This window comes from Hymenobacter perfusus (assembly GCF_003944765.1).
Lineage (GTDB): Bacteria > Bacteroidota > Bacteroidia > Cytophagales > Hymenobacteraceae > Hymenobacter > Hymenobacter perfusus.
The window spans coordinates 285,177-300,663 of the sequence record NZ_RWIU01000001.1; the positions used below are offsets into that span (position 1 = coordinate 285,177).

General features: G+C 60.1%; 11 protein-coding genes. All 11 read left to right on the forward strand.

All coding sequences use genetic code 11. The annotated features are described in order from the left end of the window. The first annotated feature begins 64 nt into the window (after positions 1–64). The 11 genes from EI293_RS01210 to EI293_RS01260 all read left to right on the forward strand — a co-directional run bounded on the left by EI293_RS01210 (position 65) and on the right by EI293_RS01260 (position 15,430). Positions 65–511, forward strand: a complete 447-nt coding sequence (locus tag EI293_RS01210) for a YDG/SRA domain-containing protein (protein WP_246010495.1) — start codon at positions 65–67, stop codon at positions 509–511. A gap of 15 nt (positions 512–526) precedes the next feature. Then, complete coding sequence (locus tag EI293_RS01215) at positions 527–1,411, forward strand: YDG/SRA domain-containing protein (protein WP_125434935.1); 885 nt, start codon at positions 527–529, stop codon at positions 1,409–1,411. A gap of 7 nt (positions 1,412–1,418) precedes the next feature. Continuing rightward, a complete protein-coding gene (locus EI293_RS01220; RefSeq protein WP_125434937.1) occupies positions 1,419–2,063 on the forward strand; it encodes an O-methyltransferase in 645 nt (214 codons plus the stop codon). 125 nt (positions 2,064–2,188) lie between these two features. After that, complete coding sequence (locus EI293_RS01225) at positions 2,189–5,152, forward strand: TonB-dependent receptor (protein WP_125434939.1); 2,964 nt, start codon at positions 2,189–2,191, stop codon at positions 5,150–5,152. A gap of 268 nt (positions 5,153–5,420) precedes the next feature. Then, positions 5,421–7,634 carry a LysM peptidoglycan-binding domain-containing protein gene (locus tag EI293_RS01230; RefSeq protein WP_125434941.1) on the forward strand — a complete coding sequence of 738 codons (2,214 nt, stop codon included), beginning with the start codon at positions 5,421–5,423 and terminating at the stop codon, positions 7,632–7,634. Between the two features lie 45 nt (positions 7,635–7,679). After that, positions 7,680–8,471 carry a LysM peptidoglycan-binding domain-containing protein gene (locus EI293_RS01235; RefSeq protein ID WP_125434943.1) on the forward strand — a complete coding sequence of 264 codons (792 nt, stop codon included), beginning with the start codon at positions 7,680–7,682 and terminating at the stop codon, positions 8,469–8,471. A gap of 190 nt (positions 8,472–8,661) precedes the next feature. Further along, on the forward strand, positions 8,662–12,345 hold the full coding sequence (dnaE, locus tag EI293_RS01240) for a DNA polymerase III subunit alpha (protein WP_125434945.1): 3,684 nt from the start codon (positions 8,662–8,664) through the stop codon (positions 12,343–12,345). 93 nt (positions 12,346–12,438) lie between these two features. After that, positions 12,439–13,698 (forward strand): hypothetical protein, encoded by a 1,260-nt coding sequence (locus tag EI293_RS01245; protein WP_125434947.1) that lies wholly within the window; start codon positions 12,439–12,441, stop codon positions 13,696–13,698. 27 nt (positions 13,699–13,725) lie between these two features. Next, positions 13,726–13,920: a hypothetical protein gene (locus EI293_RS01250; protein WP_125434949.1), complete on the forward strand. Its 195-nt coding sequence runs from the start codon at positions 13,726–13,728 to the stop codon at positions 13,918–13,920. Positions 13,921–14,266: 346 nt separating this feature from the next. Then, positions 14,267–14,785 carry a hypothetical protein gene (locus tag EI293_RS01255; RefSeq protein ID WP_148103272.1) on the forward strand — a complete coding sequence of 173 codons (519 nt, stop codon included), beginning with the start codon at positions 14,267–14,269 and terminating at the stop codon, positions 14,783–14,785. 126 nt (positions 14,786–14,911) lie between these two features. After that, entirely contained in the window at positions 14,912–15,430 is a 519-nt protein-coding gene (locus EI293_RS01260) for a GbsR/MarR family transcriptional regulator (RefSeq protein WP_125434954.1), read from the forward strand. The last annotated feature ends 57 nt before the right edge of the window (positions 15,431–15,487 follow it).

The following is a 15,487-nucleotide window of genomic DNA, read 5'->3' on the forward strand; positions in this document are numbered from 1 at the left end:
AGGCGGAGCCGAAGCAATGACAGAACAACCAACTCACTAAATTACCATTTCACCACCTCACCGCTTGCCCATCTTCGGCCATATCAGCTACTACCGGCCCGGCGACGTGCTGGAGAACCGGCTGGCGCTGAGTCGGGCGGGGCTGCACCGGCCGCCGCGCACGGGCGTGAGCGGCTCGGAAGCGGAAGGGGCCGAATCCATCATCCTGGCCAACCAGTACGAGGACGACGATTTTCAGGAAGCCATCATCACCTATTCCGGCAGCGGGGGCCGCAACCCGCGCACCGGCCGGCAGACCACCCACCAGCAGATGACCGGCCGCAACGTGATGCTGCGCCGCAGCCTAGAAACCGGCCGGCCGGTGCGCGTTTTCCGCAAAATCAACGATATAACGGGCAGCGGCTACCGCTATGAAGGGTTGTACCGGGTAGTCGGGGCGGTGTATGAGCCGGGCAAATCGGGCTTCCGGGTGTGGAAGTTTCGGCTGGAGCCGGATTCTCTCAAATTATAAGCAAGTCTATTATTTATGCGACATCAACCGGCACCCGTTCAGCTCGGTACTATACCCAATATTCTCCCCGGCCACGAGTTTCTGAACCGGCAGGAAGTGAAAAGCGCCGGTCTGCACCGGGACTTATACAAGGGAATATCCAGCCTGAAGTGCCACCCCGCGGAGGCCATTGTGCTTTCCGGCGGCTATGAGGACGATATGGACCTGGGCAGCTGCATCCTGTACACCGGAGAAGGCGGCAACCAGGAGGGCCGGCAGGTAGCGGACCAGCAGCTGAGCGGCGGCAACCTGGCTTTGAGCCTGAGCTTCGCCCGGCAAACGCCGGTGCGGGTTATCCGCAAAGTGCAGGAAGGCAGCCTGTCGTTTTACCAGTACGCCGGGTTGTACTATGTAACGCAGTTCAGCCAGGAGGCAGGAAAATCCGGCCACCGCATCTGGCGTTTCAGGCTGGAGCAGCGCTCCGCTCCTGCTGATGCAGCTCCTGAAACTCCAGCAGCGCAGGAACCAGAACCAACCTACACCGCCGCCCCGCGTCGGCTGAGGCTCGCGCAGCAGATTATACGCGACACAACCGTGATGCACGCGGTGAAGCAGTTGTACGATTACCGCTGCCAGGTGTGCCGCGCGCGGCTTGCGGTGCCGGGTGGGGCCTACGCCGGAGCAGCGCATATTCGGCCGTTAGGGTGCGCGCATCATGGCCCCGACAAAATCAGCAACCTGCTTTGTCTGTGCCCCAATCATCACGCTACCTTCGACCGCGGGGGCTGGGCAATTCAAGACGATTGGCACCTGTTGGGTGAGCCAGGACACTTAACCGTGGCCCCCACGCATCAGCCGCACCCGGCTCATTTGCTTTACCATCGGCGGCGGATTTATCGACCGGCCACCCTGTTCACGTAATTTCCTCATGTACTCCCCCGACGACGCTCAGATTTACGCCGATAACCACACCACGCCCGAAAGCCCGCTGCTGGCCCGCCTCAACCGCGAAACCCACGTGCAGCTGCTACACGCCCGCATGCTCAGCGGGCACGCCCAGGGCCGGCTGCTGAGCATGATCAGCCACATGATCCGGCCGCGCCGGGTGCTGGAGCTGGGCACGTTCACGGGCTACTCGGCGCTGTGCCTGGCCGAGGGGCTGGCCGAGGACGGTTTGCTGCATACCGTGGAGCAGAACCCCGAGCTGGAAAGCCGCATCCAGCGCTACGTGCGGGAGGCCGACGCGGAAAACCGTATTCAATTGCACATCGGCAACGCCCGGGACATTGTGCCCGCCCTGGCTGAAACCTGGGATTTGGTGTTCATCGACGCCGATAAAATCAACAATGACATCTACTACGAGCTGGTGCTGCCTCAGGTGCGCCCCGGCGGCTTCCTGCTGATTGACAACGTGCTGTGGGGCGGCAAGGCACTCGATGATTACCCGGTAAAGCCTTCGGATAAAGACACGTTGGCCGTGCGCGCATTCAATGACAAAGTGCAGGCCGATGAGCGGGTAGAAAATGTATTTCTGCCCCTGCGCGACGGATTATTTCTGGTGCGCAAAAGATAGAATCCGCCGCTTCAGCGGATGATTTACCAGGGTTCATCGGTTTTTACGGGCGCGGCGGGCAGCAAAAGCTAAACGCTGCGCCCGGTTTTGCGTCTATTGCCCTTGTAGTATATCCATTCCGACTAATGCTGAGAAATTTCCTCCTGTTTCTGCTGCTCCTGACCACGCTATCCGGCGCGGCGCAGGCCCAGACCACCACCGTCAGCGGCCGGGTGCTCGATGCCAAAGACCAGTCGCCGCTGATTGGGGCCAACGTGCTACTCACCCAGATTCCTGATTCCACCAAGCGCGGCGCGGCCGTGGAGGTAGATGGCTCGTTTACCGTGCCAAGCGTGCCGGCCGGGCGCTATGTGCTCACGGTGTCGTTTCTGGGTTACCAGAACCTGCGCCGCACGGTAGAAGTGAGCGGCCAGCCGCTTGCCCTGGGCAGCCTTACGCTGCAGGCCGGGGGCGGTATTGCGCTGAAAGGCGTGGAAGTGGTAGGCCAGGCTGCCGCGGCCGTACAGAAGGGCGACACGGCCCAGTTCAACGCCGGCTCCTACAAAACCAACCCCGACGCCAACGCCCAGGACCTCATAACCAAGATGCCCGGCGTGACCGTGGACCCTAGCACCGGCAAGGTGCAGGCCCAGGGCGAGCAGGTGCAGCGGGTGCTGGTGGATGGCAAGGAGTTTTTCGGCAACGACCCCGACGCGGTGCTCAAGAACATTCCGGCCGAGGTAATCGACAAGATTCAGGTGTACGACCGGTCGTCGGACCAGAGCCAGTTCACAGGCTTCGACGACGGCAACCAGCAGAAAACCATCAACATCATCACTAAGCCCAGCTTCCGCAACGGCAAATTCGGGCGGGTGCTGGCCGGCTACGGCCCCCAGGACGACCGGTACCGCCTGAGCGGCAACCTGAACGTATTCAAGGGCAAGCAGCGGTTTTCCATTGTGGCCCAGAGCAACAACGTGAACGAGCAGAACTTCGGGACCGAGGATTTGCTGGGCGTGGTGGGCGCCTCGCGCCAGGGCGGCGGGGGCGGCCAGGGCCAGCGGGGCCAGGGCGGCGGCCGGGTAGGCGGCGGCGCGCAGGGTGGCGGCGGAAACAACTCCGGCGATTTCCTAGTGAGCCAGCAGGGCGGCATCAGCAAAACCCACGCGCTGGGCCTGAACTACTCCGATACCTGGGGTACCAAAACCGAGGTACAGGGCAGCTACTTCTTCAACCTGAGCGACAACACCAGCCGCACTAACCTGCTGCGCCGCTATGTGGCCCCCGCGGGCCAGACCCAGGATTTACGTTACAACGAACTCTCGCGCAACACCAGCCGCAACATCAATAACCGCTTCAACTTCCGGCTGGAGCACAAGTTCGACTCCCTGAACTCCTTGCTGTGGCGGCCCAGCCTCTCGGTGCAGCGCAACACCGGCAACAGCCTGCTCGATGGCAACACGTTTCAGGTGCAGCCCGATGCCGGCAGCCTCAACCAGGGGGCCAACAACAGCTCCTACCGCTCGGCCCTCACCGGCCTCACGGCCACCAACCAACTGCTGTACCGGCACCGGTTTCAGCGCCGGGGCCGCACCTTCTCGTTGGGCGTGAATACGAGCTACAACGACAAAAACGGCGACAACAACCTGCTGTCGAGCACCACCTTCTTCCAGAATAACCAGCCCCAGACCACGCTGCTCAATCAGTTCTCGGAGCTGAACCAGACGGGTTGGGCTTGGACCGGCAACGTGAACTACACCGAGCCGCTCGGCCTGAAAAGCATCCTGCAACTGGCCTACTCCATCAACTATACGCCCAACGATTCGGACAAGAAGACCTACAACTTCTCGCCCGGCGAGCAGCAGTACAGCATCCTGAACGATACGCTCAGCAGCGTGTTCCAGAGCCAGTACCTCACTAACTCGGGCGAAGTAACCTACCGCTTCCAGGACAAGGCATTCCAGTGGTCGGTGGGGGCGGCGGTGCAGAGCGCCCAGCTGCGCAGCGACCAGGAATTCCCGCGCCCCGGCAGCACCCGCCGCACGTTTCTGAACGTGCTACCCAACGCTCAGGTGCGCTACAACTTCTCCAGGCAGCAAAACCTGCGCTTGAACTACCGGGCCAACACCAACCCGCCCGGCATCAGCCAGCTGCAGGAAGTGGTAAACAATGCCAACCCTTTGCAGCTCACCACCGGCAACCCCAACCTGCGCCAGGAAACCCGCCACAACGTGTTTCTGCGCTACTCGGCGGCCGTGCCCGAGAAGTCGCGCTCCTTCTTTGCGCTGCTGGGCGGCTCCTACGTGAACAACTACATCACCAACAACACCATCTACGCCGGCACCGCGCCCATCACGGTAGATAACATCACCATTCCGGCCGGCGGCCAGCTCACCCGGCCCGTCAACCTGAACCAGCAGTACACGCTCCGCTCCTTCGTGAACTACAGCCTGCCGCTGGCCTTCATCAAATCGAACCTGAACGTGAATGCCACTGGTACCTACTCCCAGACGCCGGGTCTGGTGTTCAGCGAGCTGAACTACAGCCGCACGCCCACCGCCGGCCTGGGCGTGGCTTTGAGCAGCAACATCAGCCCCCAGCTCGATTTCACGCTCAGCAGCAACTCCAGCCAGAGCTACGTGCGCAACACCCTACGCCAGCAGCTCAACAGCCAGTTTTTCCGCCAGAACACGGCCCTGCGCTTCAGCTGGATTGTGACCAAGGGCATCACGGTGCAGTCGGATGTGAACCATCAGCTGTACTCGGGCCTTTCGGCGGGCTTTAACCAGAACTTCGTGCTCTGGAATGCCTCTCTGGGCAAAAAGCTGGGACCGAAGCAGCAGGCCGAAATCAAGCTCTACGCCTTCGATTTGCTGGGCCAGAACAACAGCATCCAGCGCAACATCACGGCCGCCTACACCGAGGACGTGCAGACCAACATTCTGCAGCGCTACTTCATGCTGATGTTCACTTATAACATCCGCAGCTTCGCCGGCGCCGGCAGCGGCCCCGCTGACGCCTTGCCCGGCGATGCGCCCACGGAGCGCCGGCGGGGTCCGGGTGGCTTCGGCCAGCCGGGTGGTGGGCCGCCCCCTGGTGGTGGCATGTAGTATTTATGTGTAGTGCTATGCGAAAACGTGCCACTGCGCGTTTCGGCGTTGAACCGTTACCATTTGGTGACATAGTTCTGACACCGGGACGCGCAGTGGTGCGTTTTGGCGTTGTCCCACTTGGCGCGGTAGAATTCTGGCATTCTGTTGGATTTGCCGCAGACACGTCCGACCACAGGCTTTTTTTGCGCTATTTTGTAGGCTAACGGGGCCGGTATCAGCGCGCAAACGCTTGTCAGCGGCCCTGCCCGGATGCTTTTCCCCGCTTATGAAACGAGTTTTACTGCTGGTGTTTCTGTGGCTGCCACTGCTGGTAGCCGCCCAAACCGTACCAGTACCGGCCCAGCTGAGTATGGCCGGTCTGCGCCTGCGCCTCACCGACGGGGGCCGTGCTGCTTTACAACAAAAGGTGGATGCCCTGCGCCGCCACCCGGCCTCCTTCCAGGCCCGTGTGGTGCTGGCCGACGCCTATTTTCCTATCATCGACCGGGTATTTCAGCAGGAAGGCCTTCCGCTGGATTTTCACTTCCTGGCCCTCCAGGAAAGCGGCCTGCAGGGTGATGCCCAGAGCATTCACGATGCCGTAGGTTACTGGCAGTTCAAGCGCGAGTCAGCCGCCGATTTTGGGTTGCTGATGAATGAAGCCATTGATGAGCGCAAGCATATTGCGGCTTCCTCCAAAGCAGCGGCCCAGTACCTGCTGCGCAACAACAAGACGTTCCGCAACTGGACCAATGCGCTGCTCAGCTACAACCTGGGCCTCACCGGCACCAAGCCCTACACCCTGCCTACTGATGCCGATGCCAGCGAGGTGGAAATCACGGAGAAGACCCACCCGTACATTCTCACGTTTCTGGCCCATAAAATTGCCTTCGAACCCGCCATCGGCCTCAATACCAAGCCCCCGCTGCTGTTCCAGGAGTTTCCGGCCCCAGCCGGCCAGGCCCTGAGCATTATGGCCCAGGCCATGCAACAGAACCCCGATGACCTGGTGAAATACAACCGCTGGCTGCTGGCACCCACCGTGCCCACCGACCGGGTGTACACCATGCTGGTGCCCATCACCGACCCCGTGCAGCTCACCGCCTTAGCCGCGCAGCAAAAAAACGCCACCGCCGGCCAGCTCCTCAACCAGCCCACCCCCGACCCCGAAAACGCTGACTTCGTGCGCGTAAACGGCCTGAAGGCGGTGGTAGCGCTGCCCGGCGACACCAAAGAAAGCCTCGCGAAGCGCGCCAACCTGAAGATGCGCAAGTTCATGCAGTTCAATGACCTGTTTCCCTTCGATAACATCGTGGCTGGCCAGCCCTACTTTGTGCAGAAGAAGCGCGACAAAGCGGCCGTGGAATATCACGTCACGCGCCCCGGGGAAAGTGTAGTCACGGTGTCGCAGAAATACGGTATCCGGGCCAAGGCCATCTGGAGCAAGAACCGCATGGCCCGCAATGAGGAGCTGCGCCCCGGCCGGGTGCTGTGGCTGCAGCACACCCGCCCCAAAACCGTACCGGTAGAATACGCCGACGGCAACAATGCCACGGCGCTGGCGGCTTTTGAAAAGCCGGTAACGCCAACCGCTGCGGCTCCGGCCCCGGCCGCTTCCACGGTTCCTAAGCCGCAGCCGGAGAAAAAGAAGAAGCAGGAGGAAGCCGAACCCTATATGGGTGGCACGGCCAACTCCAGCCGTATTCTGGAGGATGCTACCGAAGACGAAGGCATGGTAGTACAGCCCGACAGTGCCACCGATGAGCACACCGAAAATCTGAACGACCTCCCGCCGACTCCCATCCGCCAGCCCACCGCGCCAGCACCCCGACCTGCTGCTCCCAGCCCCCGTAAACCACTGCCGGCGGCGGCCCCTATTGCCGATGAGCCCGCTGAAGCTGAGGCTGAACCTGTTACGGAGCCAACTCCCCGGCCCGTAGCGCAGGCGGCTGCACCCGCGCCGGTGGTTCGCCCCGTTACGCCGGCCCCGGTGCCCGTTACGCCATCGGCCTCTTCACCAGCCGTTCCGGCCAAACCAGGCCCAACTGCCGTTCTACCTCCTCCTGCTTACCCCACGGCAACAACGGCAGTGGAGGCCGTGCCGGCTAACGGCCTGCACACGGTACAGCCCAAGGAAAATTTGTATTCCGTGGCCCGGCGTTTCAATCTGCGTCCGGCGGATATTGTGCTGTGGAATAATCTACCGCAGAACCCTTCTTTGCGCATCGGGCAGGTGTTGCGCCTGACGGCTCCGGCGGCCGGGGCAGCTCCGGTTCCAGTTGCGGCTCCCCAACCAGTGGCACCGGCTTCGGCTAAGCCGACCAACACGGCTCCAGCTTCAACTCCGGCGGCCATCCGTCATACCGTGCAGCCCGGCGAAACCATGTACAGCGTATCGCGCAAGTACGGCGTTACCATCAAGCAGATTATGGAATGGAACAGCAAGCCCGATTTCGCGGTGAAGCCGGGCGAAGTGCTGACCATCACGCCCGCTAAGTAGTCTATTTCTATCCTTCTCCGCCTTTACTTTTCCGCTGCTTTTCCGATGCGCTTCTTTTCCGTTTCCCTGGTGCTGGCAGTTGCCGGTACGGTGGGCTCTTTCCGCGCCCAGGCGCAGCAAACGACTCCAATTTCCGCTGTTACGCTCTCCAACGACTCCGTACAGGTGATGTCGGCACTGGTGGAAAGCAGCGTGCGGCAGCTGCGGGCCATCTATTTCGAGCCCAACGACGCCAAAACCACCCAGCTCATCGACGAGGCCCTGGTCCGGATTCCGGCCCTCAACCAGCGCCTGAGCCGCTACACCGCCAGCCTGCCCCGCGAGCAGCAGCAACAGCTGGCCCAGCGGCTCCGGCAGCAACCCTGGCAGGTAGAGTTGAACACGCTGTTGCGCAGCCCGCAGTACAAAGGCTTCGATGCCCGGGCCGCCAAAACCCCGGAGCTGAAAGCCGCCGCCGAGCGGCTGCACGCCTCCGGCTTCATGGGCACAGCCAAGCCGGTAGCCGCCAAAATCCCAGCTCCCGCCCCGATGGGTACTATCGTGACTACTGCGCCGGCCACCAAGCCTCAGCCAGTTGCCGCCGCGGCCAAGCTGCCGGCAGGTACTTCCGCGCTGGTTCCTGCTACCCGCCAGCAACCCACCTCCCTGGCCAAGCCCGCTGGAGAAGCATCCCGAAACCATACCGTCCAGAAAGGTGAAACACTGTTTAGCATCTCGCGCCAGTACAACGTAACGGCGGCCCAGCTGCTGGAATGGAACGGCAAGGCCGATGGCAAGGTCAAAATTGGGGAAGTACTGGTGGTAGAACCCGCCAAAGCCGCTGCTCCTACTCGGTAAGATGTAGCTGTTTTTCGTCCGGGCACTAACTACTTACTTTGCTTTCGCGACTGTAAACGGCCACCCTCACAAGGGGTGGCCGTTTTAGATGATACGCCAAAATCCGTTGCCGCGCAATCTTTCTCGCCCGCTGATTCGTGGGTAACTTTACTGTACGCTTCGCGCCCTAACGGCGCGGCGCGGCTTGCCCATGCCCGTTTTCTCGCACCTCCACTCGCACACCCAATATTCCCTGCTCGACGGTCAGGCCAGCATTTCGGCCCTGATGAAGAAGGCCCAGGCCGACGGCATGCCGGCCGTGGCCCTCACCGACCACGGCAACATGTTCGGGGCGTTCAACTTCGTGGCCGAGGCCAACAAGTACAACGTCAAGCCGATTGTGGGCTGCGAGTTCTACATGGTGGAGGACCGCCACAAGAAGGCCTTCAGCCGGGAGAAAGGCGAGCGGGACAAGCGCTACCACCAGCTGCTGCTGGCCAAGGACCAGGACGGCTACCACAACCTGAGCAAGCTCTGTTCCATGAGCTTCATCGAGGGCGTGTACAGCAAGTTCCCGCGGATTGATAAGGAGCTGCTGCTCAAGTACCACAAGGGCCTGATTGCCACCAGCTGCTGCATCGGGGCCGAGATTCCCCAGGCCATCCTGTTCCAGAGCGAGGCCAAAGCCGAGGAGCTGCTCAAGTGGTGGCTCGACGTGTTCGAGGACGATTACTACATCGAAATCCAGCGGCACGGGCTGATGAACTTCGACGGCACCGGCAAAAGCCAGGAGGACGTGAACCAGGTGCTGCTGGGCCTGGCCAAGAAGTACAACGTGAAGGTCATCTGCACCAACGACTCTCACTACGTGGAGCAGACTGACTTCGCACCCCATGATATTCTGCTCTGCGTGAACACCGGCGAGGAGCACAGCATCCCGGTCGGCGACTTCCAGACCCAGTATTTTCGCCTGATTTCCCAGGACAACAAGGTCCACTACGACCACCTCGACAATCTGCGCCACCTTTCCGGCCAGGATGCCACCATCCGCCGCCAGCTCCAGCGCATCGACGAGGAAGCGCAGTCGCCCAAGCCGCGCGCCCGCTTCGGCTTCGCCAACGACCAGTTCTACTTTAAGAACCAGGCCGAGATGAACGCGCTGTTCAGCGACGTGCCGGAAAGCGTGGACAACACCAACGAAATCGTGGACAAAATCACGCCGCCCAAGCTGCAGCGCGACATTCTGCTCCCCAATTTCCCTTTGCCGCCCGAGCACCCCACCGCCGACGCTTTCCTGCGCCACCTTACCTACAAAGGCGCGTTTGAAGGCCCCAAACGCCGCTACTCCGACCGCACCCCCGAAATCGAGGAGCGGCTGGACTACGAGCTGCGCGTGATTGAGACGATGGGCTTTGCGGGCTACTTCCTTATCACCCAGGACTTCATCAACCACGGCCGCAACAATGGCGTGGCCATCGGGCCGGGCCGGGGTTCGGCGGCCGGCTCGGCGGTGGCCTACTGTGTGGGCATCACCAACATCGACCCGATCAAGTACTCGCTGCTGTTCGAGCGGTTTCTGAACCCGGAGCGCGTGTCCATGCCCGATATCGACATCGACTTCGACGACGTGAACCGTCAGCGCGTGATTGACTACGTGGTGGACAAGTACGGCAAAACCCAGGTGGCCCAGATCATCACCTTCGGTACCATGGCCGCCAAATCCAGCATCAAGGACGTTTCAAGGGCTATGGAGCTGCCGCTGCCGGTGGCCAACGACTTGGTGAAGATGGTGCCCGACCAGGTGGGCACCACCCTGGCCAAGGCCTTCGCCGAAAACCCCGAGCTGGACTACATCCTCCGCGACGAGGCCCCCGATAACCTGCGCGGCCAGATTCTGCGCCTGGCCCACAAGCTCGAAGGCTCGGTGCGCAACACCGGCATCCATGCGGCCGGCGTCATCATCGCCCCCGACGACATCACTAAGTACATTCCGGTTTCGACCTCCAAGGACTCGGACCTGCTCATCACGCAGTTCGACGGCAAGGTGATTGAGAGTGCCGGGATGCTGAAGATGGACTTTCTGGGCCTCAAAACCCTGACCATCATCGTGGATGCCATCAACCTGATTGAGCGCAACCACGGCGTCAAAATCGACATTGACGAAATTCCGATTGACGACCAGAAAACCTACGAGCTCTACCAGCGCGGCGACACCATCGGCACGTTCCAGTTCGAGAGCGAGGGCATGCGCATGTACCTCAAGGACCTCAAACCGACCAACATCGAGGACCTGATTGCCATGAACGCCCTGTACCGGCCCGGCCCGATGCAGTTCATCCCGAACTTCATCAACCGCAAGCACGGCCGCGAGGTGGTCGACTACCCCCACGAGCTGCTGGAACCCATCCTGAACTACTCCCAGGGCATCATGGTGTACCAGGAGCAGATCATGCAGACGGCCCAGATTCTGGCCGGCTACTCCCTTGGCGGCGCCGACTTGCTGCGCCGGGCCATGGGTAAGAAGGACATGAAGAAGATGGCCTTGGAGCGGGAGAAGTTCTGCGAGGGCGCCGAGAAGCTGCACGGCATCAAGGCCAAAAAGGCCAACGAGGTGTTCGACGTGATGGAGAAGTTTGCGGCCTACGGCTTCAACCGCTCCCACTCGGCCGCCTACTCGGTGGTGGCCTACCAGACCGGCTACCTCAAGGCCCACTACCCCGCCGAGTACATGGCCGCCGTGCTCACCAACAACATGGGCGACATCAAGAAGGTGACGTTCTTCATCGAGGAAGCCCGCAAGCAGGGCGTGGCCGTGCTCGGTCCCGACGTGAACGAATCCATTCTGAAGTTCAACGTAAACGCCCAGGGCCAGATCCGCTTCGGTATGGCCGCCATGAAGGGCTCGGGCGAGGCCGCCGTGGAGGAAATCGTGCAGGAGCGCGACAAAAACGGCCACTACGCCGACATCTTCGACTTTGCGCGCCGCATAAACCTGCGGGCCGTGAACAAGAAAACCTTCGAGAGCATGGCCCAGGCCGGCGCCTTCGACTCGTTTGACCGCTACCACCGCCGCCAGTTTCTGGAAGCCCCCGGCAACGACCAGAACCTCATCGAGAAGGCCATGAAGGTGGGCCAGCAGCACCAGGCCGCCAAAGAATCAGCCCAGCAGAGCCTGTTTGGCGGCGGGGGCGGCGAAATGGCCATCCCGATGCCCAAAATCCAGGACCTGGAGCCCTGGAGCCCCACCGAGAAGCTGCGCCGCGAAAAGGAAATCGTGGGCTTCTACCTCTCCGGCCACCCCTTGGACGACTTCAAGCTCGAAATTGACTCCTACTGCACCTGTGGGCTCGACAAGATTGAGACCTACAAAAACCGCGACGTGACCGTGGCGGGGCTGATTTCCAACGTGCTGTTCAAGACCACCAAGACCGGCCAGCCCTTCGTGAGCTTCAACGTGGAAGACTACGAGAGCAGCCTCAACCTGGCGTTGTTCCGCGACGACTACTCCAAGTTTTCGGCCCTCATCAACCCGCGCAACTACGACAAGGAGCAGGTGCCGCCCATGTTCATCCGCGGCAAGTACGCCCAGCGTTTCCGCGACTCCGACCAGTTCGAGTTCAAGATCATGACCATGGAGCCGCTGTTCAACGTGGCCGAAAAGCTCGCCAACGGCGTGCGCGTGCAGCTCGACCTGCGCACCATCACGGAGCCCTTCATGGACCGTTTCATGGAAGCCGTGGAAAGTGCCACCGGCTCCAAAAAACTTGAAATCAAGTTCGCCGAGCCCCACGAGCACCTGGCCGTGGACACCTATTCCCGCCGCTACCGCATCGAGCCTAAGGAGTTCATCCGCAAAATGCGCGAGATGGAAATCGATGCCTGCCAGCTTATTTAGGCCGCTGATTTCGCTGATTAATTCGACTTTTAACGCCGCCGCGCCTTTCCCGGGTCGCGGCGGCTTTATGAACTCTCTATTACGCGTGTTGAAATGTTGTTATCCATGGGCCGTGGCCTTATTCTACTAAGTCTCCTGTTAGGCTTACTGCCCTTTTCCCGGGTCCAGGCACAACAGTACTACCTCGACCTGAGCCACCAGTCACTCAGCCTGCCTTCCCGAACCGTATGCGTGACGCAGGTGGTAGATGGGCGGCCGGGCAAACCCGTCATTGGGCTGGTGTACCGGGGCCTCGCGAATCAGCAGGCAGCCGTACTTTTCCGGCGGGGCCTGGAAGTGGAGCTGACTGATTTTCTGCGCCAGCAACTGCCCGCCCGGCCCGAAGACCATACCGTGGTGCTGTGCCTGCGCCAACTCCGAGTAGGCGAGCAGATGGCCGGCATCACGGAAAAAGCCAGCGCCGACCTAGCCGCCGACGTGTACGAACAGCTACCCGACGGCTACCACTTCGTGCGCAGCGTGGCCGCACATACTTCAGCCCGTGCCCTCGAAACCACTTATCTGCACGCTGAGCACGTGGCCCAATTGCTACAAAAGTGCCTGGAGCAGCTCACTACCTATCACTGGCCCACTACGCCCACCAGACCTGCCCTTACCCTGGCCCAGGTGCTCACCGATTCCCCCATAGCCATTCCTGCCGCCAACGCCGCCCCCGGGGTTGCCCAAGCGGCCCGGCCGGCCATTCTGCAGGAAGCACCCCGGCCGGGCGTATACTACTCGTTCGGGCAGTTTCTGGCCAACACTCCCGCGCCCGGTCTGCAGGCCATGGCCGACACCGTTTCCTTCGGCTTCGGAGCCCCGCTGGCCCGGCGGCTCTGGCGCGGGGTGCCTCGGCTGCGGGTGCGTATTCTAAATGAAAAAAACCACTCCCAATCGGCCAAGGAAATCTGGGGTTTCTCGGATGGTCGCCAGTTGTTTGTGCAGCACGAGAAAGAGTTTTTCCCTCTGCACCGCTACCACGACTTTTTCACCTTTGTAGGCGAAACTCCACCCGATGTTGTCTACATGCAGTCCCGGGCCCAGAGCAGCGCGGCTGTGATGGGAGGCGTAGTGGGCGCCATGATTGCCAACAACGCCAATAATGCTAACGACCATACGGCCGAGCCGATGGGCTACTCCGTGGACATGCACACGGGCCAGGCCGGGCAGTTCCCCAACCCACTGCTGCCGCCCCCGGTCCGCAACGACACCGCTTACATCTACCTTTACCGTTACGCCGATACCGCCGCTACCCCCGTCTCGTTCTCCCTCGATGACCAACCAGTCGGCCAGCTAAAGCTTCGGGAGTACTAGGAAATTCCCTGGCCCTATCCCGGCCGGATGTTGCGTCTATGCTTAGATCTACCTGGACTGCCCTGCCAGCTCATCATTCCTAATCCCGCTGGCCTCAACTACCTGCGCGTAACTACCCCCGGCTCCCCAACCGCACGGCCCATTTGCGAGTGGGTGAGCACCGCCCAGGGAGAGGCTGACCTCGATGAAATTGACCGCCAACGCGGCCAGGCACCGCGCTAGCCTAGTTGTTTCGATTTTGACTGGATTGTGATTTGTGCGCAGCTCCATGTAGGCAGCTCTGCTCGGCCTACGCCTCAGAAACTGCCGTTCGACCCGTTATATGGCTTCCCTCGCGCCCACGAGCACCTGGCCGCGGACACCTACTCCCGCTGCTACCGCATCCAACCCCAGGAGTTCATCCGCAAGATGCGCGAAATGGAAATCGACGCCTGCCAGCTTATTTGGTTGATCCATACCACCAGCACGTCATTCTGAGCAGAGCGAGAAATCTCGCGTGCTGACGTTGTGATGGTAAGATTTGCTCTTGAGTCTTCGGATCAAGATCTGAGTAACATGCCCTATTATTATGGATATCTTAAATATGAAAAGGATTGTTGCTCTACTGTTTTGCTGTGCGTTGACAAGTCACCTTTACGCACAGACATATCTAGCGAAAAACGCTATGCGTACTCGAGAGATACCTGTGCCGAAGAATGTGGTCAAGAAATTCAAACGAACGTATCCGAACGCTCACATTGATTCGTGTTATGTCTATGGCAATGTAGAAGCAAAAGAAGAACATTACATGTTCTATTCTAGGCAACAGAACCGGGTACTTAATGTGGCTTTTGACAGGCATTGCGCATTTACTGAATCTAAAACCGAAATCTCTATAGAAGAGCTTCCCATAGCATTGCAAAAAACAATTAGCCAAAACTCTTTCCACGCGGAAAGCATAGGTAAGGTCTTTAAGCTGGTTGGGAGCCGGAGAAAAAATGAAATTGAATATTTGGTAGAATGCTTTACCAACTATCAGGGCAATCAACTGAAGATACCTATGTATTTCAATGCAGCAGGTTTCGGAGCCAATCCAGGTTTCAGGTAGGCACTTGTGCGATAGAGATGCTTTGGCAAGCTCAGCATGAAGTTCTTTTTCCAGGGCTAATGAGTACCCCAAAAATTAACTTTCAATTTTTATTGAAAGTTTGAAATACTCCACTACATTTGAACCATGCAACTCGACGAAGCCAAAAGCAAGTTCATTGAAGGCTGGGGCACCCTGGGCTCGGCCTGGGGCGTGAGCCGCACAATGGCGCAGGTCCACGCGCTGCTGCTGGTGTCACCGGGGGCGTTGAGCACCGAGGACATCATGGAGCAGCTGCAAATTTCGCGGGGCAACGTGAACCTGAACGTGCGCGCCCTCATGGACTGGGGCATCGTGCGCAAGGAGTTGCGGCCTGGCGAGCGGCGCGAGTTTTTCTCGGCCGAAAAAGACATTCACAGAACGGCCACGCTCATCCTGAAAGAACGCCGTAAGCGTGAACTGGAGCCTATTCTGCGCGTACTGGGCGAAATCAGCCAAGTAGAGCCCTCCCCCACCGCTACGCCGGAGGAAACGGCAGCTTTCACCCAGATGATTGGCAGCGTCCAGAATTTTGCTGAATTCGCTAACCGGGCGGCTTCTACACTCATCAAAGCCGATGAGAACTGGTTCCTGAGCACCTTCATGAAACTCATGCGGCCGGGTTAAGAGCAACCCTTATTTTTTTACTTCTTTCTTTCAAATTTTATTGAAAGTTTGAAAGAA